A 19,194-nucleotide genomic window follows, 5' to 3' on the forward strand; every position below is an offset into this window, starting at 1 on the left:
ATCCGGTTCACTCAATTTTTTTCTATTTTTTCTTTCGAAGACTACACAGAACCCTAGAAACCTAATCCCTTTATAGGAAGAAGTGTAAAACCCATGAAATCTTAATTTCATGGGATATAAGCGTCAACTTCCTCAACATAATTTTTGATATGCGTTGCCTTCATATGTACCATCGTCTAATATTATATTAGATTAAGGTATGTGAAAACCAAGCAACCATTTTCCAAGAGTTTACCATCTGGCTCGATAGGTTTTGAATAAATCCACTGTACCAAGTTCGTATTCATGTAAAGCCGAAACTGATGTCATGTTAAACCTAAACGGACGAATGGACAGAACTCAGTAGGGATGGTATAGCCCGAATTAACGCTCATGGAGATGTTGATGGTCTTCTATGAAATGAGAAGCTGTAAGTCTTTAGTTTAGGGGTAGTTCACATTAATCATCTCAATACGTTAGAAGGGGATATAACATGGTAGAATTTGAGTTAGATGATTTTGGAGTGTATCGAAATACCAAAGTTTTCGATCAACTTTTTAAATTTTTGAAAGAAAATTGGGGAAACGATAGGGTTATATTAAACCATTTAGAAGATTTAGTCAGCGTTGAGCTTACAGGGTGGTTCATGCGAGACGAAAATGATGAAATTTCGGTAGGTATCGAACTTAATGAATCCAGTGACCACAAATATGACGAAATCATCTTCTATGACAAAAACAATGAAGATATAACCGTATTTTCTGTAATGAGAGAGCCTACCGCCTGATGTGCAATGTTGTGCATCTTGATAATGATGTTTCTGAGATATTGCTGTTTTTTTAATTTTCCATTTACCTCAGGTCTTAAAGCAATTTTTGATATCGAATTGAAGTCTGTAATTATAATTATTAATGTAACTATTCAGCCTGCCAAAATCAGTTGAATGATATCGATTTTGATGAAACCGATATGTCTGATTACTAACCAATGGTTATTGAAAAAACGCAATCAATAGTCAACAATCAAATAAAATCAATTCCCAGAAATTTGCTTATTGAATCTTAATACAGATGGCTATTGATGTTGTTTTTCCCAGGTTGAATATTTACTTATTAATAAAAATTGATATGTAACAAAGGTTCGAAAATATTTTATTCACATAATTATATAAATTATATAATTACTTAGTATCTTTACTAATTTATCACATAATTGTTTGGGCAAATAGTCCAGGTTTGGATTAATGTGACTTTAGTAATAAAAGGATTCAGATATTATCACATAACCTGAAAAATATCCGAATTATAAAATGTACATTAACTTTGAAAAATAAAGCTACCTGGGGGAAATAAATGATAAATAAGGGGAAGTTATGTTCTACAGCTTCAGCTTCAGTATTCCTGGTTTTTGTTTTTTTGATATTAATCTCAGTCGCAGCTTCAGCGGCTCAAGTTACGAAAATTGGCACTGGATATGATCCTGCTGTTTATGGTAACAAGGTAGTATGGGCAAATGGGGTTGTTATTCATCTATACGACATGAACAACAGAACAGACACTACGTTTAGTTCTTCTGGGGCATCCAGTCCGGATATTTACGACAACAAGTTAGTGTGGCGTGATGAAAGCAGTGGAACACCAAGGCTTGCTGTATACGATATACCAACAGCCACAAAAAGTTACATCACACAGAATGTAGACCAATTTAGCAAACCTGCTATTTACGGCAACAGAATCGTCTGGAGTGCAAATGATAGTGTGTATCTGAGGAACATATCTACATCCACACAGACAAAAATAGGGAACGGCAGTAATCCTGATATATATAACACAAAAGTGGTGTATTACTCATATTCAGAAGATCCGAAAGTGGATATAACAATCAGAATGTACGACATCGATACGAAGGAAAAAGTAACTGTCGCTTCATATGGAGATCCGAACATACCGCGTATATGGGGCACTAAAGTCATCTGGTCTGACGCATATAACCATCAGGGATATATTGTGGTATATAACACGTCAACAAATAAAACCATAGATGTCACACATCCACTTGACACCGATCCAAATGGAAATGAATACGGGGCCAGTACAGGGACACACATCGCCATACAGAATGATAAGATTGTATACAATAAAGCTGTTGACGATTATGAAGGCAAGCCCGGAGTATATGTATATAACATAACTACAGGACAAAGCACACTGGTATATAACTATCCTAAAGAAGTTTATACGACACCAGAAGTATACAATAACACTGTTGTATGGGGAATAGATAAGAACTATGTTAATGGTGCGACTGACAATGGTATCTATTTATATGACCTTGCAGCCTAACCCGAAACTCTTACAATAAGGAATACGAGATCAGGGGGCATGGTGGACACCCACCACAAAATTTTATTTAAAAACATCTGAATTTTAAATTTTGGAATGCATAGAAATTGTATAAAATACTAAAAAATAGAAGGCTTTTCCGAAAAGCAAGCATTAAGAAATTAACATTTCCTATAACCAGAATTTCAGAACCCCTCCTAAAAAAACATTTATTCCTTTAGCTGTATACCAGTTGAAGTTTTGGCTCTTGATCTTCGTTTCCGCAGTCACTGCTATAGAATGCAATATAGTTATTGCTCTCTGTACGGGCTTTTATCAGAAATCCCGTGTTTTCATACTTCCCACTGGTGTACTCTTTTACGAGATCGGTTACATCAAGCTCGTAATACCTGTTGTCAGGGAGATTGCTGCCTTCAATAGTTATTGTAGCATATGGAGTGCTGCCCTGAGGAACACCATTTTTATCATACCAGTCTCCTCCAGGATTTTTCCATGAAACATCTTTGTCCTTTTTATTCCAGCTTATGTAGTCTGAGTTCCATGTGGAAGCAGGTCTGTAAACCTCAATAATGGTATCCTCAGGTCTTGTTTTTCCTGCTGGATAATACCAGTAGAGTGAAAGGGCTGCATTTTTGATAGAAGTATCACTGCTGTATTCGCTCAGGTCAAATCCCATTACATCCCTCCACCTGAAGCTATTTTCTCCACCGACGTCAATATAGGGTGAACTCTTGTAGACAGTGTTAGGAGAAGCTTCACGCAAACGGTTGTCAGATACTTCTATTTCGGGAACTATATCCTCAAATTTGAAAACAACATCTACAGGTGTCCTGTTGCCATTATTTATGTCAACAGGAGTATCAAATTTTGTATCGGGTGTATTATTAGTATTTGTGCCAGGTAGCAAACCAGCTCCTAATACAATAAGTAAAACCCCTAATACAACAACAATTATGCCTGAACTTCCTTTTAATCTGAAGTTCATAATTTGAATATCGGTATCTTTATCTGAAATTTTACCTGTCCCTTTAAGTAAAAGGTAAACTATACCAAAAAATGTTAATATAAACCCAAAAAGTAGAATTGTATCCATTTTCCTGCTCCAATGTTATAGTAAACTCACTAATTAATTTCTATTTAAAAAAATAAATTTAGTTAAAATGAAAATATCCACACTTAGTTACTCAATTTTTCATAATCATGGAAAACAAAGAAAACGCAGAAAATTATCCCTTAATTCCTTTCTTTCCGTTTGTAGGTTTTTCAGTGGTTCATCTTTTCTTTTAAGATTGATGAAGGAATACCGTAAATCCTGTAGAATTTACATTTATAAGCTGAGATCATTTTCATTATCTCAAGTTTAGGTAATCATATGGAATCTTGTTCGACGTTTTCTATTAAGGCTCTTGATGTTGATTATTTGGTGGTTGAATAGTTCCTAAATCTGAATTATCGATATTGTTGCCACGCATCCGGTTTAAGATGATATTTTGTCAACGTTAGAATTGTGCTCGTGGTAGCGCTGATAGAATATTAACTGCTGGGACAAAGTCAAAGTTAATAATAGCAAAAATAGAGGTAAGCTTTAGCTTTAATGTTGCTTGAAGTGTCGCAAGCCAGTGCATAGATTCTAATATAAATCCATAAAATAATTATATTAATCATTCAATAAACTACCTTTAAACTACCTTATGCCTCGTATAAGCCGTCGCCCCAATTATCATTCACTCAAAAAGATTTAGACTATCTTATCAAGCTTAGCCGCTCTAGAAATCAAGCAGCAAGCATTGTCGAAAGATCAAAAATCATACTTTTAAGCTATCATGGAAAAAACGACACTGAGATCTCAAGAGAGTTATAAGTAGATTACAATATTATAAAAAAACATATGAAAAAATAAAAATATGCTTCAGGATAAATACCTTAAACTGGTCATAGGAGTTTTCATCGCCCTACTGCTCGCTCCAGATAGCTAATAGTCACGATGTCCTCTTAAAGAAGACTTTTACAGCTAAAATATGTACTTTTACTATTTAGATATTCTCATTTGTTTTATTATTAGTATTTGAAGTATAATGCATAAATGGTAACGTTTGTGTGCGAAGCTCTCAAGACAATACAAGAAATCAAGGAGCTTGACTTTGACAATTGGTTAGGATAAGAATGCTATGAAGAACGTGAAGTGAACCGTCGTAAAAATCGTGAAGTCGAATAAGCGAAAACATGTTGATACGCTTTAACCAAAAGGTACAGTATCAGGTTGTAATGGGTCTGTGGACATTATGGCAAGTGGACATATGATTCTCGTTTTATAGGTGGCTTCTAAGGTATTCACATTATTTGTAGTATGGAACTTGGTAAACCCGATATGCTCCTCTTCAAAATATGGGCATAGTGAAAAATTCGGTTTGTGCTGTGTTTAAGAATCAACGAATTTGCCATAACAACTTTCAATTATTATTGAACAGTTATATATGGAATAAAAATAATTTTATTTTTGTGGACATTTGTGGAATGTCGGTTGGAACAGATAGTTTAAGGTTATGTTTATGGCAGTAGCTGTGAGTCTACCGAATGAATAAGGTCCTTTTTATTCATTTGCAGTTATCTTGTCGATTAATCTTTTTAACCTTCCCTGCTCCAGGTGTGATATTAAAAAAAAGCTTATAGGATGTGATTTTTGGTGGTGAGAGAAGTCTGGAACACCAGAGTTGGATTTATTCTTGCAGCAATAGGTTCTGCAGTCGGCCTCGGAAACATCTGGAGGTTCAGCTATGTGGCATATGAAAACGGAGGAGGAGCTTTCTTGATCCCTTATTTTGTCGCTCTTCTGACTGCTGGTATTCCTCTTATGATACTTGAGTTCGGACTTGGAAGCAAGTTTCTCGGCTCAGCTCCCCTGTCACTTAAAAAGGCAAATAAAAGTTTCGAGTGGATAGGCTGGTAGGGTGTAATTGCCAGCTTTATAATTACGACTTATTACTCTGTAATAGTGGGCTGGAGCCTTGTCTACCTTTTAAAAGCGTTTACACTCGGTTGGGGTGCGGACACGGGAACCTTTTTCAATAACGAACTGTTACATGTTTCCGATTCTCCCTGGAATTTGGGGAACTTTTCCTATCCGGTCTTTATAGGGCTGCTGGCTACCTGGCTGATTATCTGGGTAGTCGAAAAAAAAGGTGTGCAGGCGGGAATTGAGAGGTCAAGTAAAATCTTTATTCCTCTTCTCTGGGTTCTTTTAATCGTACTCGTATTCAGAGCAATAACCCTTGAAGGTTCAATCAATGGACTAGAATGGTACCTGAAGCCGGACTTCAGCAAACTCACGGACATAACGGTCTGGCAGGCAGCTTATGGACAGGCGTTTTACAGCCTGAGTCTTGGCATGGCAATAATGATTACTTACTCAAGCTATCTTCCAAAAAAGAGTGATATCGTAAACAACGCTTTCATTGTCAGCCTTGCAGACGGGGCTTTCAGTTTCACAATGGGCTTTGCGATTTTCGGGACTCTCGGTTACATGGCCTATGCCAAAGGGCTCGGAATTGAAGAAGTAGTGGCCCAGAGTATAGGCCTTGCCTTTGTGGTACTACCAGAAGCTCTCAACATGCTCCCCGGATTAAAAGTCCTTACTGCAGTTACTTTTTTCCTGTGCATCGTTATTGCAGCCCTTTCTTCCCTCATTTCCCTTGTGGAAGCATTTGCCTCATCAATAATGGACAAATTTGAGATGAAAAGGAGCAGGGCAGTTGACCTAACTATCGGTTTTGGACTGCTCTTCAGCCTGATCTATGCGACCAAGGCAGGGATTTACTGGCTTGATATCATAGACCACTTTATCAATACCTATGGACTAATTATAGTGGGAATTCTCGAAACCATTGCAATCGGCTGGATCTATGGTGCAGATAAGACAAGAGAATGGGTCAATAATTATTCGGATATCAGGGCTGGAACCTGGTGGGACATCTGCATAAAAGTGGTAATTCCGGTTATCCTTCTGTATATTGTTTACATAGAGACCCGGTCAAACCTGGTTACACCCTATGAAGGTTATGATACTGCAGCCCTGATGATCGGAGCCGGAGTAATTGTCCTTGGAATTCTTATCTCTTTCCTTATGCCTTTTATCAATAAGGAGGTGGAGTAAAATGATGCTCTCAACAGGCAGCTTTCTGATGGCTGTTTTCGGGTTCACAATCCTTTACGGAGGGCTGGGGTTTTGCCTGAGTATAGCCCTGAGAAAAAGGATGCCCTGAGAAAAAGGATGCCCTGAAGAGAAAGGTGAAGAAGTTAAAAGAATTAAAGTGAAGTAATGGTTTTGAAATAAGAAATTGAGAAGAAAAGAGAGTAAACCTCTCAAACCTTCTCAGCCCGGAAGACAAGGGACCCTTTAATCATACCGTTTTCTGAATAGTTTGCCGGAATGTTAAGCACGACTTCAACATCTTTACCGGTACTGTTTGCAATTACTTCTGAGAAATCAGGCCAGAAATGAGAGGAAAGATAGATACCTTCGGAAAAAACAGAATCTGAAGAAGCTCCAATCTCAGCCGTAACTTTCACATTGCTTTTTCCTGTGTTTCTTATATTCAAGACCTGAGGGTTACTGGCCTGCCCGGGAAGCAGGGTCCCAAAATCCAGGTTGCTCCGGTCAAGTTCTATGGAAACATCAGATGTCTTATTTGCTTCAGATGTCCCGATTATTACTTTAAGGTCCACCCCGGGTATATAAGGGGGTTCGGCAAGCGGGAGATAGTCAAAATCGCTTCCGTTAACGTTATAAGGCAGGTCGCAGATCCCGTCCGAGTCCGAATCCTCAGCGGTCTGAGAAAACCCGGTTCCATTAAGGTCAGCCCAGAAATTTCCACTCAGGTATGGGCCTTCCATGATATTCGTTCCTGACGTTTGTGTAGTGTTCCAGTTGTTTCCTTCACTGTTTTCAGCCTTCACATTTACACTGTTGTTAAAGTAATTATTATAGATACGGTTGTCAGTACTGGAGTCCAGCAGGATACCTGATTCGTTACTGGAAGTTATCATATTGTTGAACAGTTCGTTGTTGTGGCTTTCCTCTCTTAAATAGATGCCCTTGCTGCTGTTTGAAATTGTGTTATTATACACTCTGGCATCAAAGACGAAAATCAGGTAGATCCCGTTTTCGCAGTCCGTAATCAGGTTATCACGAAGGACGGTCCTTGCCTGAGTGTCATACATATCAATTCCGTTACTGCAATTTCGGACCTCATTCTTTGAAACAAGATTGCCTCCTCCGCAGCAGGCAATGCTTATCCCTCCGCCGTTTGAGAGCCTGTTCTGGAACATTATATTGTCCCAGCAGTGCGCTCCAATGGTGATGTAACCCTCATCAATAGTATTATTTATCAACATGTTCCGGCTGCACCCTTCATCAAGCCAGATACCATTGTGGAAGTAGGTATTCTCCGAGATTGTATTGTTCATGGAGCCCTGCAGATAAACTCCATAGCGGTTTTTGAAAATGTTGTTTCTTTCGATTGTGCAGTTTATAGCGTTTTCAAGGCAAATCCCTGCTGAAGGACAACCAGCCCCGTTCCATCTGGTGACAAATATCTCTCTTTCCCCGGAATCGTAAGCCTGCCTGGCTTCCATTCCCGAAGTCCCGTTAAGTCTTCCCGAACTTTTCGAGATAAAAGAGTTTATGAAACCCGAAGCTTCACGGGCACTAAAAATTTCTCCTGAGCCTGTTATGTTAAAGCCGCTGATGGTTACATTATCTGCTTTAACCTGAAATACGCTGGAATTTTCATCCCCTGACCTGATAAGTACACCTTCAGGGCTCTCAGGTTCCGAAGTGACCGTTACCCCTGAAACATTGACAATGATATTTTCCTCATAGTCCCCGGCTTTCACAATTACAAAATCCCCGGTCGTTGAGTTATTGATAGCAGCCTGAATTGAAGCTCCGGGCTCCACATAAATAACATCTGCACTTCCAACGCCTGCAGAAACCAGAAGCAAAGCAATAGCTAGCGTTGCACTCATCAGCCTGGTAATACAATCTCCGATAAGTATAATTTTCAGAACTACCCCACCCCGGTATTTTTGCACAGCCCCGCAAGCTCAGGATTGTCTTAATTTTGAACCAACAGTTCCCGTGCATAAAACTATTATTTATTAATATACTATCAAATTCATTACTATATATATTAACTGTTTCTTTGATTTTACATGAAAAAACAGGCGACCAATCTTGATATATTCCAACTGAGAAGAAAAAGAATTGCTCAGCGCAGGAAACATACATGATCAAGACTTACTTGTGAACTATCACTCAGCTAAAGACTGAGTGGCTTCTTGGTTCATCCTCCCTCTATTGAGGGCAAGTCCCCAAGCTCATCCCCGTAGTCCCTACGGTGTCATAATCCAATTAGATTCTGATCTATGAGAGCGAATTTTTTGATATTGATAGCGGCATTAATGTCTCTATGGTGTTTGGTTTTACAGTCTGGACAAATCCATTCTCTGTCTTTTAGCTGAAGCTCTTTATTGTGGTATCCACACACACTACATAGCTTAGAAGAGGGTTCAAATTGTCCTATTCTCAGGACGGTTTTTCCAAACCATTGAGCCTTATATTCCAACTTTGTTACAAAACTACTCCACGCAGAATCACTTATAGCCTGTGTTAAGTGATGATTCTTAACCATGCCTTTAACATTTAGAGTTTCCAGAGCTACAGCTTGGTTTTCGCTAACAAGTCTAAAAGAGAGTTTGTTCTGGAAGTCATTTCTCTGATTTGTTATTTTGTCATGGAGTACAGCAAGTCTTCGTTTAGCTTTTGCCCTGTTCTTAGAGCCTTTCTGTTTCCTTGAGACTCTTTTCTGTAATACTTTGAGCCTTTTAAGAGAGTTTTTCAAGTACTTTGGATTCTCAACCTTTTCTCCTGTTGAAAGGACAGCAAAGTCTTTGATACCTACATCAATTCCTACTGTTGTTGATTCTGTAAAAGCTTCCTTTACTGGAAGTTCTTTTCCATCTTCAACAAGGATACTGATGTAGTAATGTCCTTTACATGTCCTTGATACCGTAGCCGTTTTAGGCTCTCCTTCAAACTTCCTGTGAAGAACTGCTTTAATTGGTTCTATTTTAGGAAGCTTGATAGTATTATTTTCAAAGTTTACAGTGTAGTGTTGAGGTACAGGGAAAGACTGTATCGGATTCTTTTTTGATTTGAACTTTGGAAACCCTGTTTTCTCTCTAAAGAATCTAGTGAAAGCGGATTCAACCTGCTTAGTCATCCCCTGTAATGATTGAGAGTTAACTTCTCCTAACCACTCATTAGAAGCCTTTAGAATAGGAATTAATTTGTTTAAGTCAAATCTGGAAATTGATTCCCCTGTCTGCTCATAAGTTTTAATTTTCTGGTCAAGTGCCCAATTATAGACAAATCTACAGCTACCTATATGCTGATTCAATTGAATAGCTTGTGTAGTTGTAGGATAGAGTCTAAATTTGAACGCTTGCATCATACAAAGGCATTATATGCTTTAACAACACATGTACTTTTTGGTAAATACGAAGTATGAAACACGGAATCATAGCAAATTTTTGTTAATGTATCATGTTATTTTTGTTTGCAAATACCGAAAAGTCATACTTGAACCAATTAGCGAAGAACTCAAACAGATTATGATTGACATTTCAAAAGAGTCTAACTTTGAAATCCTTGAAATGGAAACTGACAAAGACCATATTCATTTCTTGATCAAGAGTGAGCCGAAAGTTAGCGTTTTGTCAATTGTCAGAAAATTGAAACAAGAATATACTAACAGGTTATGGAAAACTCAAAAAGAATATCTGAAAAAGTATTATTGGGGTGAGAATACGTTATGGAGTGATGGTTATTTTGCGTCTACTATCGGAAATGTGAGTAAAGAGGCGGCAGAATATTACATACGGAATCAGGGTTGAAGTTGACGCTTATATCCCCTGAGCTAAAGACTCAGGGGTTTTACGCTTCTTCATATAAATACTGAACATAAAAGTATATTAGGAATACTTTTGCTAATAACAATTAAAAGCCAGAACCTGGGAGGCCACATGACAGTCAAAACCACTCCAGTACCAACGGACGAAAAAACGAAAGATGCGGCATATTTCACAAAAATTCTACGGCAATACCTTCCGGAGCTTTCAAAAAAATATAGCATCAGCTATCTGGGAATCTTCGGATCTTACGTCCGCGGGGAACAGAAAGAAGATAGCGACCTTGATGTCCTGGTAGAATTTTCTAAAACACCGGACCTCTTTGAATTCATAGGGCTCAAACAGGATCTTTCGGATATGCTGGGAGTGAAGGTCAATCTTGTTATGAAAAATGCACTGAAGCCCAGGATTGGAGAAATAATTCTTGAAGAGGTTGTGCAGTTATAAGAGGGCTTTATCAAGCATAAAAGGCATTTAATCTCTTTTCAATGGCTTTATTCTTATCCTATCCTCTTCAACGACTGCAAAATGTCCTCCCCAATCATCACGCGACCCTATCACCTTTACAAGGGCTTTCGCTATATAAGTTGAAGAGATCATAGGTATGCGAAAAAGAATTATTCCACGCGCTAGTGGCTGCGTTGTGCGGAAAGCCAGTTCCCCGAAGTCTTTGTCGAAAGTGATGAGAATAAGTCCTTGCCTGTGAGCCAGTGCCATAACTTCTATATCAGTACTTCCTGGAACTTCTTCCCTTATCCACAGAACTTCGTGTCCGCCAACTCGAAGAGCCTTCACTGCATCCAGAGGAATATTTTCATTTGCCAGCAGCCGCATCAGATCCCAACCATAATCAGGTTCCTTCCTGAGAAATTTCAAGTGGATATACCTTTTCTGCCCTGAGCAAATCACTTGCATAGCCAAGGCAAGCCTGAATATCTTCATGTGTAAGGCCTGGATAATTCCGCAGGATCTCAGATTCAGGCCAATCCTTAGCCAGTAAGTCGATAACGAACTCAACTGCCAGGCGTGTGCCTTTGATTACAGGTTTGCCCGCAAGAACTGCAGGGTCAATAATGATACGTTCTCTCCAGGTCATAAGATTGCACCTGATTAGAATATGAGCCTGTCAGGTATTTTAGGTTTAAGGTGGGATATCATCCGGTCCAGGAGAGAAAGTGACATGAAGTAAAAAATACCCAAAATAGATAATCAACTGCAAAAACCACTTTTATCTCCGCAGCCGAATCCACCAAAAATAGTCAGTACCTGCTTGGAACTGCATCTGGACTTTACAAATCGCTTTTTAAACTACACATCAATAACCTATAACTTCAAGTTCTGGCACTTCTTTGAAATGGTTATCTCTGGTAACTATTTTCTCATCATAACACAGTACTATAGCAGCTATGAGTTCATCGAATGCCCCAATGGCTCTTCCTTTTGAGAGCAAACTTGCAGAAAGGGAAGCAAAGACTTCATAGACTGATTCTTCAAGCTCCCATACCTGAAAACATTCCAGAAGCTTCTTGATTTCTTCCAGATTCTGGTGCGTCTTTCTGGACAGGTATGCTCCCCTGTACAGTTCAAGGACATTAATTTCGGTCGTGCTGAAAGAAACTCCTTCGGCTTCCATTTCAGCCAGTTTTTGATGGGCTTCCGGCTTTCCCCTTAAGAGGTCCACAATAAATGAAGTATCAAATACCGGCATCGAGATCAACTTCCCTCATCTTTGCAGTTCTCATGTCCCTTGAAGCTTTTTCGATTGCATCGGCGAGTTCGGGGTTGGAGCCTATTTCTGCGAGCACTTCCGAGAGCTTTCTTTTTTTAGGGTAATATTTGATGATCACGTCGGAGAAGCTGTCTTTTTCAGAGATTTTGAGGCTTTTTAGCTTCTCGTAGGCTTCATCGCTTATGCTGATCGTTCTGGTTGGCATGATAATATCTGTGTATGTATGTGTATTTAAGAGTTTCAATGGAAAATGGATGATCAGAAAACCAATTAAAAAATAGACTTTATGCGGATTACTTGAACCCGCATTTTATGTCAAAAAGTACTGTGCATCAAAAAGATGCGTTTAAATAACGCTCATTTTTTCGTTTTACCCTTTTTGCTGCCTTTTTCAATCACCTTTATTACATCGCTCCCTTCAAAACTTGCCTTACCGGAGTCGATCTCGTTTTCATACTCCACTTTGCCCGCGAAGGTGACTTTTACCTGATCTCCAGCTTTAAGGATGCCTTCAACTGTTTTCCGGTCAAATTTGAGCATTCTCTCGGGAATCCCGTCGCCATCCCGATCCTTCAGATATTCGCTTTTATCCTTGACAAAGCCGTACTTCTGATCCGTAACTGCCGAAACTGCATCATTCAGGAGCACACTGGACGCATCGATTCCGGCGACATCATACCCATCAGGAAGTTCGATGTACGCAGTGACCCAGTTGCCACCGCTGCCCAGGTTCAGGGTATCGGGGTCGAAATCAACTGTTGCCACAATCGGAAGAACCGTGACCGTTAGCTGGTCCTGCCCGATTACGCCGTCGTCGTCTGTGACATTGAGGAATACAGTATACTCTCCGGCATCGAAATAACTGAAATTCCCTGAGACCGTGCCTGTGGAATTCGGAGACTCGTTTTCTTCGGAAACAGAGCCAGCTTCAACAGTTCCTTCCCCGAAGTTCCATTCGGCGGTATGGGTGTCAAGCCAGCCTGGGTCTGAGAATGTGCCGGAGAAGGAGACGAGGTCGCCAGCTGTGACTATAATATCAGAGCCTGAGTCCACAACTGGTATGGCGTTATTTACAGTAACCAGCAGTGTGTCGTTTCCTAAATCCCCTTCTTCATCAGTTACAGTTAAGTTGACTGTGTAGATTCCATCGTCGGCGTAGGCATGGGAAGTTGTAAGGGAACTATCTTCCATAGATCCGTCTCCAAAGTCCCAGTGGTAAGAATAGGTATGTGACCCTGAAGCTGTAAAGCTCCCTTCAAAGTTTACACTGGTTCCTTCCTCTACTGTCTGGTCAGATCCTGCTTCAACTATTATCGGTGCTTTTCTGGTTGTTGCAGTCAAGTTGACCCACGTCTCATTCACATTCCCGTGAATATCCACCGTGCGCGTACCGATAGTATAATCTGTTTCAGGTTGGAGGTCGGTGGCGTTGAAGTATTCGGCAGAGATATTGGTCTGGAAAGTGCCGTTCAGGTAGATTTCAGTGTGGTCGAAGTTTACGTCTATTGGATTAATCCAAGTCCAGTTAATCCAAGTATTACCTGTAGTGGATTGGAGACCCATAACAGTTGATGGAGGCACGGTATCTTTCGGTCTAATAGTTTCTGTGGAATCAACGGTTCCGTCACTTCCTACATCATGTTCAATTACGACCTCTGAGTTGGCGATATCGTTCCAATTTGAAGGTTTTATGAATACAATTGAATTTCCTTCGATGACAATATTCTTAATGCTGTCATCCGAATTTGGACTGCTCCCCACCTGTTCGAGATGCAAACTGCATGTTCTTGGCAGACCATGATTTTGTACAACGATTGTTCCATTATTGTTTGATAAGTTAATAGAACCTCCCGTTTCAATCTGGGAAATATTAGCCATAACTTTGCGTGCAATACCCGTGTTTTCTTTCTCAAGTGTTAGATTAAGAAAAGGAGTATTTTTGCCCGAAACGAATTCAACACTAGACGCATCTGCTGGAATATTTAATGTGTCTACAGAATCTCTGTTAACCTGCTCTTGAATAGAGATAAAGACGTTCTTTTTGAATATATTTACGTTACCAACGCTATCATTTAAACCAATTATTTCCCTTTTAAGGTTCATATTATCTGGTATAAAATATATATCTGCATATTCGTTGGTAACATCTTGTCCATTAAAAGGTCGGATTTTAAAAGCACCTACAATATTGCTTACAAACTCCTGCTTCTCCTGTTTCAAGCGTCCTAGTTGATACCCAAACACATCAGTATACAGCAAATCTAAATTATTCGATGTAATTTCAAATGACGGTATTCCTGCAGGCGGCTGTTCTATGTTTTTTAAAGATACGACAGAAATCCTGATTATGTTGTAATTATCATGGAAATTGTTTGCAAAATTGCCAGTACTTTCATCAATCAGAGGCGTTACTGTATTCTGAACTATGTTAAAATCAAAATACAGGTTATCTTTGCCGTGGTTATTAGAATCATATACATATACTTTTGCAGATTTACCGTCTTGTGATTCTATTATTTTATATGGAACTACAGCATGACCAGCAGATCCAATCTTGCTCTTTTTTGCCATATCTGCAAACGGTTCGCCAATATCATATTTGCCGTTATTATTCTGATCCACATAAGCATCGGTCCACCAGTTGTATCCAATTACTAAAGGATTGTCTTTCCAGTTGTCATCCATCATGCGTTTCTTTATTGCAAAATAAACTGAGTTTGAGTCATCATAACTGTTAGCTTCTTCTTGAACGGCAGGATTTTTATCCATTCCTTGATAATAATTGGTCCAATCATAAATTTTTGTTATAATATTTGGTATTTGGATTCTCGTTAAACTTGGCATTGCAGCATTCATGTCATTTCCAAGATCCCAGCTATTATGGTTCTCTCGATTTAAAACCAAACTGGATGTAGACATGCCAAAACAGCAGCCACCATTATTTTCAAGAGAGTATACTTGGTCATAAAATATCCTTGCTAGATCGCTATTATCGACTACATTAGACCCGAAAGTATACCTGAACATTTCCCAAGATAAGGATGGATATGGCACTTTACCGAGTATTTTACCATCAAAATTATCAAATTGATATCCATTCGGATTGGGTCGATAACTCGTATCAATGGTTAGCGGAGAGTTACTTAAATACACATAACTTTTTGCAATGTCACTCCATTGAATTTTTCCGCCTTCGAATTCACAGTAATCATGTCCCTCTGCGTTTGTTATCTGATCCGCAATTGGGAAACCTAAATCACTATATGTTCCTTTCATCTCAGTATATAATTCATCTAATTCTCCATAAGTGACAAATGATTCTCCCCTTTGCAAGTGACCTACATTTTCTCCATCTTTATCGCTAATCCAATGAATGCGACCATTTTCAAATTCACTGTATTTTCCAACTGTTCCAGTGGGTGATACAGCCGCTACTTTTTCATCGCTTGCGATATGTCCTAATCTAGTTTTATTTGCATCTGGATAAGCATAATATTTATCCCAAATTGCTCCATGAATAAAATATGCAGTATTGTTATTGGGGTTGTACATGATTACCCCACCCGCAGTTGCAGGCATTTCAGGGAAATCTTGTACTTCAAACCCGAATGCAGAATGTACTTCCGTAGTTGGATTACCTAATACGCTTAATCCACCGTTTCGGTCGCAGGTTTCAATAAACTTCTGTGTAATCTCTGGAGTGGTAGCACCTTGACCAACTGTTATAGTGGATGGCTCTGGTTCAGGAATATAAACAACTACCATATTATGAGACCAAGATCCTATATTTATTGGCTCTGAAGTAGTCCAAGCTGGTTCATTTGATATATCTATTGTATAAAATGTTCCGGGAACATTACCACTCAATACACAAATCTTTGATCCATCGGGAGTTACTGCAATTGTATCTCCAGCATATGACATACCCATATCTGTTACAATGGAATCGGTTTGTGTGTTAATTATATAAACGCGTTTAAAGGCTCCCGTATTCACACCCACTACATATAATCTGGTCCCATCTGGATTAATTGTAATTCCCGTAGGACAATCTATATTGGTGATTGTTGATACTGTATTTCCTCGTCTATCAATTATAGATATAGTATCGCTGTCGGAATGTGTTATGTAAATCTTATCACCGTTAGGGGTAACTATAATTCCATCAGTTTTGTCTCCGAGAGGCACAGTTGACACAGGATTTCCTTCATATCCTGGTGTCGGGTTAATTTCACCGATAGTGTTGCCATACGGCACATATAATTCCTCCCCATCTGGACTGATTGCGATATCTGTAGGATCAGATGCTACATCCAACGTAGCTGTAACCTTGTCTATCATTGTGTCAATTACAGAGATGGTATCATCGACAATGTTTGTTACATATACCTTGTCTCCTTTCGGACTAGCTACAACTCCCCAAGGAGTATTTCCTACAGGTATAGTGGCTATAACTTTATTTGTTGCTGTGCTAATTACAGAAACACTGTCATCGTCGATATTTGCCACATATACTTTTGTTCCGTCTGGAGTAGCTGCAATTCCCTCGGGATGGCTTCCTACAGGTACCATAGTGACAGTGTTTTTAGAAATATCAACTATAGAGACAGTGCTATCGTCGAAGTTCGATACATATGCAAATGGCGCTATCGGGTGTTGAGATTCTGCCATTGCACCAGCGATACTAACTAGCATTAAAAATGCCAGTGTCGCGATTCCCAAAACTTTAATTAGGGCATGCCCTTTGCGTGTTTCATCACGTTTCATTTCTTTCATTTTAAACCCCCATAAACTAATTTTTTATTTTCAATCAAATCAAACCATAACTCACTGAAACTTTCTTATCCAAGATTCATCCCGAAAACCGTACCTATTTTTCTCATTGAACCGTGAACTCTATAGAACCAGATTTCTTTCCCGACCTCGCCTTTATATTATGATACTTTTGCAAACCCCGCCTACAGTAAATATATAAAAAATATGTACATGATATATATAATAAATAAAATATTATTCAAAGTTAAAAAGAAATAAGGACAGATAAACATTTCTTTTTGTAATTAAGATATGATAAAATATGAGAATGTATTTGAAAAAAATATGTAAATTATGCGGGGGAAAAACTAGCTTATCGAGATATGAACACATAGAAATCTGGAAGGGATAGTTATGACTAAATTTAATTTATGAAGAGGTGCCAAATATCGAATATAAAAAGCAGTTGAAAAAAAGAAGCAAAAAATCAATCCGCAGGCACCTCCAGAAGAAAGCACCCACAAAAAAGAAAAGAAATAAAGCCGCTTTAAAAAGCAGCTTCGATTTACTTAATGATGTGCGTGTTCCTGCTCGATCTGTTCCTTCTTATGCCTGATATAAGCCTCATCGGCTGCTTTCAGGCACCTGTTGCAGACATATACATCTTTTTTTACGATCCCTTTTGAGAAATCAGGAATTTGAAGTTCCATAGAGAAAACCCCGGTTTTATCTCCGCAGAGGACGCATTTACCTTTTCTGCATGAAGTCTGATTTTTGTTTACTTCTATGTAAGTTTTCTGGGCGGAATCGAGACAGGTCTCGCAGAGTCCTTTCCAGACCCCGTTGGGGTAAGCGAATTTGAGGAGGGGGCGGATAGCCCGGACCGGGATGACGGTCGGGATTGCACGCCCGCAAAGATCACAATCTGTCATTTCTCATACCTCCTTATAATGGTAATAGTACCATTGCTGCTTTCATAGCCATCTCCACGAAGGGTTCGGGCCAGAGACCCATTGCCAGTACGCCTGCCACTGCAACCAGAAGGGCTGCTGCGTATGGGAGAGGAATGCTGACCTTTTTACCCTCGGGGGGCATGAAGTACATGTATTTCACAAGCCGTGCGTAGTAGAACAGTGAAAGGGCACTGTTCAGGATTGCAATCACTGCAAGCCAGGTCATGCCTGCCTGAATGGTTGAGGAGAAGAGCACGAACTTGGCCATGAAACCTGCAGTTGGGGGGATGCCTGCAAGGGCAAAGACGAATATCGTCATGGAAAGGGCGGCGAGAGGCATTCTCTTCCCAAGGCCCCTGAAGCTGTCAAGATGGTCAGGGATATCGAGGTTGCCTGTCTTTTCCGAGGTAACCATCCAGACAACGACTCCGGCTGCGATAAAAGCTCCTGCTTTCATAAAGGCATGGGCAAGGGCGTACATGATACCGCCTGTAAGAGCCACCGGGGTCATGACGGCAAAAGCCATTGCAATGTATCCTGCCTGTGCCAGGGAGGAGTAGGCAAGCATCCTTTTTACGCTGGTCTGAGCAACTGCGATCACGTTTCCGAAGGTCATTGTTACCACTGCCAGGATGGTGAAAGCAAGCTGCCAGTCAGGCTGGAGGGCTGCAAGAGCCACAATGAAAATCCTGAAGGCTGCCACGAATCCCATTTTCTTGGACCCGGCTGCAAGCAGGGCGGAAACAACTGAAGGGGACCCCTGGTAGGTATCCGGAGCCCACATATGGAAGGGGACCAGAGCCATCTTGAAGCCAAAACCTGCAATCAGCAGCACGACGGCGACAAGCCCTATAGGGTTTTGTGTCAGGAGGCCGGTGTTTGCAGCAATCAGAGGGATGCTGGTAGTGCCGGTCGCTCCGTAGACAAAGGAAATCCCGAAGAGCATGAGCGCTGCAGAGACTGAGCCGATCACGAAGTATTTCATGGCTCCTTCGAGGGACTTTGCGTTCTGCTTTTCAAAGCCTGCAAGAGCGTAGGTTGCAAGACTTGCCAGCTCAAAGGCACAGAAGAGTACGATAAGGTCGTTTGCCGATGCCACAACCATCATTCCGAAGGTTGCAAAGAGCATCAGGGTGTAGAACTCTTCTGTGTGTTCACTGTTTTCAGTGTACTTGATTGCAGCAAGCGAAACGATCAGAGCAACTACCAGGAAGACCAGTTTGAAAAACTGGGAAAGGGCATCGATACTCAGAGTTTCTGAATAAATCGAATATCCAACCTGGAAGCCTTCCATTGTCAAAAGCCCTAAGCTTTTAACCGTTAGAGCAAGAGCTGCAAGGATTCCCAGGGTTGCCAGGTAACCCAGTACATTTTTGGACTTGGGGGAAAGGAAAACTCCGGCCAGGAGTACGACCAGTCCAGTTGCAACTAATATAAGTTCAGGTGCAAGATACATTAATTCATTCAT

The 19,194-nt window shown here is 40.0% G+C and carries 16 protein-coding genes and 2 pseudogenes; 8 read left to right on the top strand and 10 right to left on the bottom strand.

What is annotated here, in order from left to right:
* The first annotated feature begins 472 nt into the window (after positions 1-472).
* Entirely contained in the window at positions 473-766 is a 294-nt protein-coding gene (locus MSWHS_RS16765; protein ID WP_048128298.1) for a hypothetical protein, read from the top strand.
* A gap of 565 nt (positions 767-1,331) precedes the next feature.
* Positions 1,332-2,321, top strand: coding sequence for a hypothetical protein (locus tag MSWHS_RS16770; RefSeq protein ID WP_048159451.1), 990 nt, complete (start codon positions 1,332-1,334; stop codon positions 2,319-2,321).
* A 217-nt stretch (positions 2,322-2,538) separates the two neighbouring features.
* Here the strand turns inward: MSWHS_RS16770 and MSWHS_RS21820 are convergent.
* Positions 2,539-3,102, bottom strand: a pseudogene (locus MSWHS_RS21820) (disaggregatase related repeat-containing protein); the annotation flags it as partial.
* Positions 3,103-4,012: 910 nt separating this feature from the next.
* On the opposite strand from MSWHS_RS21820, the pseudogene MSWHS_RS22485 reads away from it, so the two are divergent.
* From MSWHS_RS22485 to MSWHS_RS20730, 4 genes and pseudogenes are all read left to right on the top strand, one after another.
* Positions 4,013-4,179 (top strand): annotated as a pseudogene (locus tag MSWHS_RS22485) (IS630 family transposase); the annotation flags it as partial.
* Positions 4,180-5,004: 825 nt separating this feature from the next.
* Positions 5,005-5,268, top strand: coding sequence for a hypothetical protein (locus tag MSWHS_RS21100; protein ID WP_231585753.1), 264 nt, complete (start codon positions 5,005-5,007; stop codon positions 5,266-5,268).
* Positions 5,269-5,289: 21 nt separating this feature from the next.
* Positions 5,290-6,471, top strand: coding sequence for a sodium-dependent transporter (locus MSWHS_RS16780; RefSeq protein ID WP_255353737.1), 1,182 nt, complete (start codon positions 5,290-5,292; stop codon positions 6,469-6,471).
* 1 nt (position 6,472) lies between these two features.
* Positions 6,473-6,580, top strand: coding sequence for a MetS family NSS transporter small subunit (locus MSWHS_RS20730; RefSeq protein ID WP_156148146.1), 108 nt, complete (start codon positions 6,473-6,475; stop codon positions 6,578-6,580).
* Between the two features lie 100 nt (positions 6,581-6,680).
* Here the strand turns inward: MSWHS_RS20730 and MSWHS_RS16785 are convergent, their stop codons facing one another.
* Both MSWHS_RS16785 and tnpB read right to left on the bottom strand, forming a co-directional pair.
* Positions 6,681-8,345, bottom strand: a complete 1,665-nt coding sequence (locus MSWHS_RS16785; protein ID WP_048130399.1) for a nitrous oxide reductase family maturation protein NosD — start codon at positions 8,343-8,345, stop codon at positions 6,681-6,683.
* Positions 8,346-8,719: 374 nt separating this feature from the next.
* Positions 8,720-9,832: an IS200/IS605 family element RNA-guided endonuclease TnpB gene (tnpB, locus tag MSWHS_RS16790; protein ID WP_048128288.1), complete on the bottom strand. Its 1,113-nt coding sequence runs from the start codon at positions 9,830-9,832 to the stop codon at positions 8,720-8,722.
* Positions 9,833-9,860: 28 nt separating this feature from the next.
* Between tnpB and tnpA the strand changes: the two genes are divergently transcribed.
* Both tnpA and MSWHS_RS16800 read left to right on the top strand, forming a co-directional pair.
* On the top strand, positions 9,861-10,274 hold the full coding sequence (gene tnpA / locus MSWHS_RS16795) for an IS200/IS605 family transposase (RefSeq protein ID WP_048159455.1): 414 nt from the start codon (positions 9,861-9,863) through the stop codon (positions 10,272-10,274).
* A gap of 129 nt (positions 10,275-10,403) precedes the next feature.
* Positions 10,404-10,736, top strand: a complete 333-nt coding sequence (locus MSWHS_RS16800; protein ID WP_048128286.1) for a nucleotidyltransferase family protein — start codon at positions 10,404-10,406, stop codon at positions 10,734-10,736.
* Positions 10,737-10,763: 27 nt separating this feature from the next.
* Here the strand turns inward: MSWHS_RS16800 and MSWHS_RS16805 are convergent, their stop codons facing one another.
* The 7 genes from MSWHS_RS16805 to fpoN form a co-directional block, all read right to left on the bottom strand.
* Entirely contained in the window at positions 10,764-11,165 is a 402-nt protein-coding gene (locus MSWHS_RS16805) for a DUF5615 family PIN-like protein (RefSeq protein WP_197073975.1), read from the bottom strand.
* Entirely contained in the window at positions 11,140-11,385 is a 246-nt protein-coding gene (locus MSWHS_RS16810) for a DUF433 domain-containing protein (RefSeq protein ID WP_048128285.1), read from the bottom strand. The genes MSWHS_RS16805 and MSWHS_RS16810 overlap by 26 nt, the downstream gene beginning before the upstream one ends.
* A gap of 219 nt (positions 11,386-11,604) precedes the next feature.
* The gene (locus MSWHS_RS16815; RefSeq protein ID WP_048159456.1) at positions 11,605-11,997 is read right to left on the bottom strand and encodes a type II toxin-antitoxin system VapC family toxin; all 393 of its coding nucleotides are present in this window, start codon (positions 11,995-11,997) and stop codon (positions 11,605-11,607) included.
* Positions 11,984-12,223 carry an antitoxin VapB family protein gene (locus MSWHS_RS16820; RefSeq protein WP_048159458.1) on the bottom strand — a complete coding sequence of 80 codons (240 nt, stop codon included), beginning with the start codon at positions 12,221-12,223 and terminating at the stop codon, positions 11,984-11,986. The genes MSWHS_RS16815 and MSWHS_RS16820 overlap by 14 nt, the downstream gene beginning before the upstream one ends.
* Before the next feature lie 152 nt (positions 12,224-12,375).
* On the bottom strand, positions 12,376-16,794 hold the full coding sequence (locus tag MSWHS_RS18665; protein ID WP_052722766.1) for a PKD domain-containing protein: 4,419 nt from the start codon (positions 16,792-16,794) through the stop codon (positions 12,376-12,378).
* 548 nt (positions 16,795-17,342) lie between these two features.
* A complete protein-coding gene (locus MSWHS_RS16830) occupies positions 17,343-17,705 on the bottom strand; it encodes a F420H2 dehydrogenase subunit FpoO (protein ID WP_048128276.1) in 363 nt (120 codons plus the stop codon).
* Between the two features lie 13 nt (positions 17,706-17,718).
* A complete protein-coding gene (gene fpoN, locus MSWHS_RS16835) occupies positions 17,719-19,194 on the bottom strand; it encodes a F(420)H(2) dehydrogenase subunit N (RefSeq protein ID WP_048128273.1) in 1,476 nt (491 codons plus the stop codon).

This window comes from Methanosarcina sp. WWM596, from assembly GCF_000969965.1.
Lineage (GTDB): Archaea > Halobacteriota > Methanosarcinia > Methanosarcinales > Methanosarcinaceae > Methanosarcina.

Bases quoted from the DNA above. Each gene is read 5' to 3' on its own strand.
- MSWHS_RS16765 (WP_048128298.1), top strand. From the start codon at position 473: ATGGTAGAATTTGAGTTAGATGATTTTGGAGTGTATCGAAATACCAAA.
- MSWHS_RS16770 (WP_048159451.1), top strand. From the start codon at position 1,332: ATGATAAATAAGGGGAAGTTATGTTCTACAGCTTCAGCTTCAGTATTC.
- MSWHS_RS20730 (WP_156148146.1), top strand. From the start codon at position 6,473: ATGATGCTCTCAACAGGCAGCTTTCTGATGGCTGTTTTCGGGTTCACA.
- MSWHS_RS16785 (WP_048130399.1), bottom strand. From the start codon at position 8,345: ATGAGTGCAACGCTAGCTATTGCTTTGCTTCTGGTTTCTGCAGGCGTT.
- tnpB (WP_048128288.1), bottom strand. From the start codon at position 9,832: ATGATGCAAGCGTTCAAATTTAGACTCTATCCTACAACTACACAAGCT.
- tnpA (WP_048159455.1), top strand. From the start codon at position 9,861: ATGTACTTTTTGGTAAATACGAAGTATGAAACACGGAATCATAGCAAA.
- MSWHS_RS16800 (WP_048128286.1), top strand. From the start codon at position 10,404: ATGACAGTCAAAACCACTCCAGTACCAACGGACGAAAAAACGAAAGAT.
- MSWHS_RS16810 (WP_048128285.1), bottom strand. From the start codon at position 11,385: ATGACCTGGAGAGAACGTATCATTATTGACCCTGCAGTTCTTGCGGGC.
- MSWHS_RS16815 (WP_048159456.1), bottom strand. From the start codon at position 11,997: ATGCCGGTATTTGATACTTCATTTATTGTGGACCTCTTAAGGGGAAAG.
- MSWHS_RS16820 (WP_048159458.1), bottom strand. From the start codon at position 12,223: ATGCCAACCAGAACGATCAGCATAAGCGATGAAGCCTACGAGAAGCTA.
- MSWHS_RS18665 (WP_052722766.1), bottom strand. From the start codon at position 16,794: ATGAAAGAAATGAAACGTGATGAAACACGCAAAGGGCATGCCCTAATT.
- MSWHS_RS16830 (WP_048128276.1), bottom strand. From the start codon at position 17,705: ATGACAGATTGTGATCTTTGCGGGCGTGCAATCCCGACCGTCATCCCG.
- fpoN (WP_048128273.1), bottom strand. From the start codon at position 19,194: ATGAATGAATTAATGTATCTTGCACCTGAACTTATATTAGTTGCAACT.